The following is a 7,370-nucleotide window of genomic DNA, read 5'->3' as shown; positions in this document are numbered from 1 at the left end:
TCATGGCCCCCACGTCCACCCCGCCCAGCGAGTCCCCCGCGGTCTCCGCGTTGTGCGCGTGGGCGAGGTGATGCAGGCCGAAGACCGAGTCCATCCCGGTATGCAGTCCTTGAAGATCCTCCGCCTGATTGACCGCCCGCTTGGTGAGGGCGAGGCCGAGCCGCGGCATCTCGGCGATCCGGAGCGCCAACTCCTCGGTCGCCGCCGCGAGTTCCGCCCCCGGCACCACACGGTTCACCATGCCCACCTCGTAGGCCCGCCCCGCACTCATCCGCTCCCCGGTGAACAGGAACTCCTTCGCGATCCGAGGCGGCATCACCCACGGATGGGCGAAGTACTCCACACCGGGAATCCCCATCCGCACCACCGGGTCGGCGAAGAACGCGTCCTGCGACGCGACGATCAGGTCGCAGACCCACGCCAGCATCAACCCGCCCGCCACGCAGGCCCCTTGCACGGACGCGACGACCGGCTTCGGCAGCTCGCGCCAGCGCCGGCACATCCCCAGATAGACCTCGGACTCCCGCGCGAAGCGCGACTCCGCGCCCGCCTTGTCCGAGTGGTCCCACCACAGGCCCGCCTTCCGCTCGAAGGGGAGATGCGCGTCGCGCTCGGGGGTGCCGATGTCGTGTCCCGCCGAGAAGTGCTCGCCGGCGCCGCCGAGCACGATCACCTTCACTTCGGGGTCGTCCGACGCGCGGTAGAAGGCGGCGTCCAGGGCGTAGGTCATCGCGGAATTCTGGGCGTTGCGATAGCGGGGGCGGTTCAGGGTGACGTACGCGACGGGCCCGCGCCGTTCGTAGAGAACGGGCTCGGCGGGCTCGGCGGGCGCGGCGGGCGCGTCGGGCGAGCCGTTCTCGGTGGATTCCAGGGGCATCTATCCAGTCCTTCCCTAACAAGTGTTTGGTAGATTAGCTTGCATGAAGAGCAGCGTCGAGGAGTTCCGGAACGAGGTAAGGGCCTGGCTCAAGGAGCACCTTCGCGGCAGGTTCGCGGAGCTGAAGGGTGCCGGAGGGCCGGGCAGGGAGCATGAGGCGTTCGCCGAACGGCTCGCGTGGGAGCGGCACATGGCCGCGCACGGCTGGACCTGCGTCGGCTGGCCCGAGGAGTACGGCGGGCGGGGCGCGAGCCTGGCCGAGCAGGTCGCCTTCCACGAGGAGTACGCCCTCGCGGATGCCCCGGCCCGCGTCAATCACATAGGCGAGCAACTGCTCGGCCCCACCCTCATCGCGTACGGCACACAGGAGCAGAAGCGGCGCTTCCTGCCGAAGATCGTGGCCGTCGAGGAGCTGTGGTGCCAGGGGTACAGCGAGCCGGACGCGGGGTCCGACCTCGCCAATGTGCGCACCCGCGCCGAACTCCGCGAGGGCGCCTGGGCGGTGGACGGCCAGAAGACATGGACCTCGCTGGCCCATGAGTCCCAGTGGTGCTTCGTCGTGGCCCGGACGGAACCGGGCTCGCGGCGGCACGCGGGCCTTTCGTATCTCCTCGTGCCGATGCAGCAGCCCGGCGTCGAGGTCCGGCCCATCACACAGCTGACCGGCACGAGCGAGTTCAACGAGGTCTTCTTCGACGGGGCGCGGACGGACGCGGCGCATGTCGTGGGCGAGGTGGGGGACGGCTGGCGGATCGCCATGGCCACCCTCGGCTTCGAGCGGGGCGTGTCCACGCTGGGGCAACAGGTCGGATTCCGGCGTGAGTTGGAGGCCCTCATCGCCATGGCGCGGCGCAACGGCACCTTCGACGACCCCTTGATCCGCGACCGCCTCACCCGCTCCTGGATCGGCCTGGAGACCATGCGGGCCACGGCTCTGCGCACGATGGACGGCGTCACGGCGGGTGCGCCGGGGCCCGAGGCGTCCATAGGAAAGATCTTCTGGGCGACGTGGCACCGGGAGCTCGGAGAGCTGGCGATGGAGGTGTGCGGCGGTTCGTCGATGTACGGGGGAGGGATGTACAGGGGAGGGGTGACGTCCGCGGGCGGCACACCGGCGGCCACCGCCGAGCCGTACGAACTCGACGACTGGCAGCGGCTCTTTCTCTTCTCCCGGGCCGACACGATCTACGCGGGGTCCAACGAGATCCAGCGGAACATCATCGCCGAGCGGGTCCTCGGACTGCCCCGGGAGGCGCGGGCCTGAAGCCGGCGTCGCTTTCCCGCTCAGCGGGATTCCGGGCTCACGGGTGGCGGGTGGCTCGACCTACGGTCGGTCGCATCAATCACCGCCCCCTGGAGGAGCCACCATGCTCACGGACCACCGGAGGCAGGAGGCCGCCGGACTGCTGCGCGCCGCCGAGCACGGCAGGACGCCGGTCGACCCCCTCGCCGGTGCCTTTCCGGGGATCGGCACCGAGGACGCGTACGAGATCCAGCTGATCAACATCCAGCGGCGCATCACCGGAGGCGCCCGCGTCAACGGCCACAAGGTCGGGCTCTCGTCCCCGGTGATGCAGCGCATGATGGGCGTCGACGAACCGGACTACGGCCATCTGCTCGACGACATGGAGCTGGCCGAAAGCCGTCCCGTGCCGATCGCCCGCTACTGCGCGCCCCGCGTCGAGGCCGAGGTCGGATTCGTGCTCGGTGACGATCTGCCGGGCGATGGCTGCACCGTCGCCGATGTGCTCGCAGCCACCGAGCGGGTCGTGCCCGCCCTGGAGCTGATCGACAGCCGGATCGCCGACTGGCGGATCACCATCGCCGACACGATCGCCGACAACGCCTCGTCCGCCGGGTACGTGATCGGGGAAGGGCGTGACCCCCGCGATCTCGACCTGCGGGCCGTCGAGGCGCGGCTCACCAGCGGCGGCGAGCTGCTCGCCGAGGGCCGCAGCGACGCGGTCCTCGGTGACCCCGCCGCCTCCGTGGCCTGGCTGGCCCGTACGGTCGCGCGGTTCGGCGTGCCGCTGCGCAAGGGGCATGTCGTCCTGCCCGGCTCCTGCACGCGCGCCGTCGACGTCGAGGCGGGCCGCACGTACACCGCCGAGTTCACCGGGCTCGGTTCCGTATCCCTCTCCTTCTGCTGAGGTGTGTATGACTGTGAAGAAGGCGACCGCCGCCATCGTCGGGTCCGGGAACATCGGGACCGACCTGCTCTACAAGCTCCAGAGGTCCGCGCACATCGAGCCGCGCTGGATGATCGGGGTCGACCCGGAGAGCGAAGGGCTCGCGCGGGCCCGGAAGATGGGGGTCACCGCGAGTCACGAAGGCGTCGACTGGCTGCTCGAGCGCGACGAGACACCGGATCTCGTCTTCGAGGCGACGAGCGCGTACGTCCACCGGGCCAACGCCCCGCGCTATGCCGAACTGGGCATCAAGGCCATCGACTTGACCCCGGCCGCCGTCGGCCCCGCGGTCGTGCCGCCGGCGAACCTCACCGCGCACCTCGACCAGGCCAACGTCAACATGATCACCTGCGGCGGGCAGGCCACGATCCCGATGGTGTACGCCGTCTCGCGGGTCGTCCCCGTCGCGTACGCGGAGATCGTGGCGTCCGTCGCCTCGGTCTCGGCGGGACCGGGAACCCGCGCCAACATCGACGAGTTCACCCGCACCACCTCGCGCGGCATCGAGGAGATCGGCGGCGCCGAGCGCGGCAAGGCGATCATCATCCTCAACCCCGCCGAGCCGCCCGTGATCATGCGCGACACGGTCTTCTGCGCCATACCGGAGGACGCCGACCGGGACGCGATCGCCCTGTCGGTGAAGGAGATCGCGGAGAGCGTGGCGACCTACGTGCCGGGCTACCGGCTGCGCACGGAACCGCAGTTCGACGACCCGTCCCCCATGAACGGCGGGATGGCGCGGGTCGCGATCTTCCTGGAGGTGGAGGGCGCGGGCGACTTCCTGCCGCCCTACGCCGGGAACCTCGACATCATGACCGCCGCCGCCACCAAGGTCGGCGAGGAGTTCGCGAAGGGGATGCAGGCATGAACGGGCCGTACTCCGCAACACTCGACATCCGCGTCACCGACTCCTCGCTGCGCGACGGTTCGCACGCCAAGCGGCACCAGTTCACGGGCGAGGACGTGCGCTCCGTCGTCGGCGCGCTCGACGGCGCCGGCGTCCCCGTCATCGAGGTGACGCACGGCGACGGGCTCGGCGGGTCCTCCTTCAACTACGGGTTCTCCAGGACGCCCGAGCAGGAGCTCATCAAGATCGCCGTCGATACGGCACGGGACGCGAAGATCGCGTTCCTGATGCTGCCGGGCCTCGGTGTGAAGGACGACATCCGGGCGGCGCACGGCCATGGCGCCAGCGTCTGCCGCATCGCGACGCACTGCACCGAGGCCGACATCTCGGTCCAGCACTTCGGCCTGGCACGGGAGATGGGCCTGGAGACCGTCGGCTTCCTGATGATGGCCCACTCCACGACCCCGGAGAAGCTGGCCGCGCAGGGCAGGATCATGGCGGACGCGGGCTGCCAGTGCGTGTACGTCGTGGACTCGGCCGGAGCCATGGTCATGGACGACGTGACCGACCGGGTCGGGGCGCTCGTCGCCGAACTGGGCGGCGACGCGCAGGTCGGCTTCCACGGGCACGAGAACCTCGGCCTGGGGGTGGGCAATTCGGTGGCGGCGGTCCGTGCCGGGGCCCTCCAGATCGACGGCTCGACCCGCCGCCTGGGCGCGGGGGCCGGGAACACGCCGGTCGAGGCGTTCGCCGCCGTCTGCCAGAAGATGGGCATCCGCACCGGCATCGACGTACTGAAGATCATCGACGCGGCCGAGGACGTCGTGCGCCCCGTCATGGACGACGAGTGCCTGCTGGACCGGATGTCCCTGCTGATGGGCCACGCCGGCGTCTACTCCAGCTTCCTCAAGCACGCCTACCGCCAGGCCGAGCGGTACGGCGTCTCCGGCGCGGAGATTCTGCTGCGGGCCGGGGAGCGTCGTCTGGTCGGCGGCCAGGAGGACCAGTTGATCGACATCGCCGTCGAGCTGTCGGCCGGGAAGTAGGGGAGAACGATGTCCGTAGAGAAGACCGAAGAGGTCCGCGTCATCGAGGCCGCCGCCCCGCCCGCCCGGTTCGCCCGCGGCTGGCACTGTCTCGGCCTCGCCGCGTCCTTCCGGGACGGTGCGCCGCACGAGATCGAGGCGTTCGGCACCAAGCTCGTCGTCTTCCAGGGCGCGGACGACGGGCAACTGCACATCCTCAACGCCTACTGCCCCCACATGGGCGGCAACCTCGCCCACGGCACGGTCAAGGGCGACGCCGTCGCCTGCCCCTTCCACGACTGGCGGTGGGCGGGGAACGGGCGGTGCGCCGGGATTCCGTATGCCCGCCGTGTCCCGCCGCGCGCGAAGACCCGCGCCTGGATCTGCCTCGAACGCAACAAGCAGTTGTACGTGTGGAACGACCCGGAGGGGAACCCGCCGCCGCCCGAGGTGACGATCCCCGAGATCGACGGCATCCACGGCCCGGACGCCGGTCAGTGGAGCGACTGGACCTGGAACTCCCTGCGGGTGGAGAACTCCAACTGCCGTGAGATCGTCGACAACGTCGTGGACATGGCGCACTTCTACTACGTGCACTACGCCTTCCCCGAGTACTTCAAGAACGTCTTCGACGGCCATGTCGCCACCCAGTACATGGAGTCGACCCCGCGCCCGGACATCGATCTCGGCACGCTCTCCGCCGAGGGCGGACTGCGCTCCGACGCCTCGTACTACGGCCCCTCGTACATGATCGACAGGCTGTGGGCGGACGTGGGCGGCGGCGTGGAGATGGAATCGGTCCTCATCAACTGCCACTATCCGATCGACGAGAACAGCTTCATGCTGATGTACGGCGCGATCGTCAAGAAGCTGCCCGGCATGACCGACGAGCAGGCCGCCGACGCCGCCAGGCTGACGTCCGACGGGCTCGCGGTCGGCTTCGAGCAGGACGTCGAGATCTGGAAGAACAAGACCCGCATCGACAACCCGCTGCTCACCGAGGAGGACGGCCCGGTCTACCAACTCCGCCGCTGGTACGAGCAGTTCTATGTCGACGTGGCCGACGTCAAGGACGAGATGGTGCGCCGCTTCGAGTTCGAGATCGACACGGAGCGGGCCAACGCGGCCTGGCGCGCCGAGGCCGAGGCGAACCTGGCGGCACGCGCCCGCCGCGAAGGCTCCTGACGTGCTGCGGCCAGTGGAGTGCGCGGCCTGCGGGAACCAGGTCCTGTGCGAGAAGTTCAGCCCCGCGCACACGCAGGTGCAGTGGACGGACGAGGCGGCGGCGGTCTGCCCCCGGATCGGGGAGCGGGTCGCCGCCGGGGAGCTGAGCGCCCGGGTGCGTTCGTGCGACGCGCTGCGCGGGAGCATCGCGGCGGCGGTCGCCTCCGGAGCCCTGGAGGCCGGCCATGGCTGACTCCCGCACGGTGCGCGTCACCGAGGTCGTCCGCGAGACCGCCGACGCCGTTTCCCTTGTCCTGGACGCCCAACTGCCTTACAAGCCCGGACAGTTCCTCACCTTGCGGATACCGGGCGGGGCCGCCCGCTGCTACTCCCTCGCCAGCTCCCCGCACACCGGCGAGCCCATGAAGGTCACGGTCAAGAGGGTGGCCGGAGGGCTCGGCTCCGGCTGGGTCTGCGACCAGGTGTCGGCCGGCGACGATCTTGAGGTGCTCCCGCCGGCCGGCACCTTCACTCCGCGCGACCTCGGCCGGGATCTGCTCCTGGTCGCGGGCGGCAGCGGCATCACGCCGGTCGTCTCGATCACCAAGTCGGCCCTCGCGACGGGCGAGGGCCAGGTGACACTCCTGTACGCCAACCGCGACCAGGCCTCCGTGATCTTCGGGGACGAACTGCGGCACCTGGCCGAGGAGTTCGCGGGGCGGCTCACCGTGCTGCACTGGCTGGAGAGCCTGCAGGGCCTGCCCACGCCCGCGCTGCTCGCCCCGCTCCTCGCGGCCTACGCGGGGCGCACCGCCCATCTCTGTGGTCCCGGCCCCCTGATGGACGCGGCCGAGCAGGCACTGCGCGCGTCGGGCGGCCGGGACATCCACCGGGAGCGGTACTTCTCGCTGGCCGACGACGTCTTCGACACGCCCGCACCGGCTGCCGCCGACGGCTCCGTCACCGCGACCGTCGATCTTGACGGGCAGTCCCATCAGGTGAGTTGGGGCCCGGACACCCTCCTGCTCGACGCGCTCCTCGCGGCCGGGCTCGACGCTCCGTACTCCTGCCGCGAGGGCGCGTGCAGCGCCTGCTGCTGCCGGGTGGTGCGGGGCGAGGTGAAGATGGTCCGCAACGAGGTCCTCGACGAGGAGGACGTCGCCGAGGGGTACGTACTGGCCTGCCAGGCGCTGCCGCTTAGCGGCACCGTGGAGATCGCCTACTCCTGAGTTGCTGCCGGGGTGCTGCCGGCAGGGGTGTGGGCGGGG

At 70.5% G+C, this 7,370-nt stretch carries 8 protein-coding genes; 7 read left to right on the top strand and 1 reads right to left on the bottom strand.

All coding sequences use genetic code 11. The features are described from left to right. On the bottom strand, window positions 1–877 hold an 877-nt coding region (locus E2651_RS39200; protein WP_135336048.1), incomplete at its 3' end, for an enoyl-CoA hydratase. A gap of 43 nt (window positions 878–920) precedes the next feature. Between E2651_RS39200 and E2651_RS39195 the strand changes: the two genes are divergently transcribed. The 7 genes from E2651_RS39195 to E2651_RS39165 all read left to right on the top strand — a co-directional run bounded on the left by E2651_RS39195 (window position 921) and on the right by E2651_RS39165 (window position 7,331). Continuing rightward, window positions 921–2,141 carry an acyl-CoA dehydrogenase family protein gene (locus E2651_RS39195; RefSeq protein WP_135336047.1) on the top strand — a complete coding sequence of 407 codons (1,221 nt, stop codon included), beginning with the start codon at window positions 921–923 and terminating at the stop codon, window positions 2,139–2,141. Window positions 2,142–2,244: 103 nt separating this feature from the next. Beyond that, complete coding sequence (locus E2651_RS39190; RefSeq protein ID WP_135336046.1) at window positions 2,245–3,027, top strand: 2-keto-4-pentenoate hydratase; 783 nt, start codon at window positions 2,245–2,247, stop codon at window positions 3,025–3,027. A gap of 7 nt (window positions 3,028–3,034) precedes the next feature. Beyond that, entirely contained in the window at window positions 3,035–3,934 is a 900-nt protein-coding gene (locus E2651_RS39185) for an acetaldehyde dehydrogenase (acetylating) (protein WP_135336045.1), read from the top strand. After that, window positions 3,931–4,959, top strand: a complete 1,029-nt coding sequence (gene dmpG / locus E2651_RS39180; protein ID WP_135336044.1) for a 4-hydroxy-2-oxovalerate aldolase — start codon at window positions 3,931–3,933, stop codon at window positions 4,957–4,959. The genes E2651_RS39185 and dmpG overlap by 4 nt, the downstream gene beginning before the upstream one ends. A gap of 9 nt (window positions 4,960–4,968) precedes the next feature. Further along, window positions 4,969–6,123 carry a Rieske 2Fe-2S domain-containing protein gene (locus E2651_RS39175; protein WP_135336043.1) on the top strand — a complete coding sequence of 385 codons (1,155 nt, stop codon included), beginning with the start codon at window positions 4,969–4,971 and terminating at the stop codon, window positions 6,121–6,123. A gap of 1 nt (window position 6,124) precedes the next feature. After that, window positions 6,125–6,355, top strand: coding sequence for a hypothetical protein (locus tag E2651_RS39170; protein ID WP_209446359.1), 231 nt, complete (start codon window positions 6,125–6,127; stop codon window positions 6,353–6,355). Then, window positions 6,348–7,331: a ferredoxin--NADP reductase gene (locus E2651_RS39165; RefSeq protein WP_135336042.1), complete on the top strand. Its 984-nt coding sequence runs from the start codon at window positions 6,348–6,350 to the stop codon at window positions 7,329–7,331. Before E2651_RS39170 ends, E2651_RS39165 begins: the two co-directional genes overlap by 8 nt. Window positions 7,332–7,370 lie beyond the last annotated feature (39 nt).

It is taken from the genome of Streptomyces sp. MZ04 (assembly GCF_004684775.1).
Classification (GTDB): Bacteria; Actinomycetota; Actinomycetes; order Streptomycetales; family Streptomycetaceae; genus Streptomyces.
The sequence above is the reverse complement of the archived record's forward strand: the minus strand, read 5'-3'. Positions and strand labels throughout refer to the sequence as shown.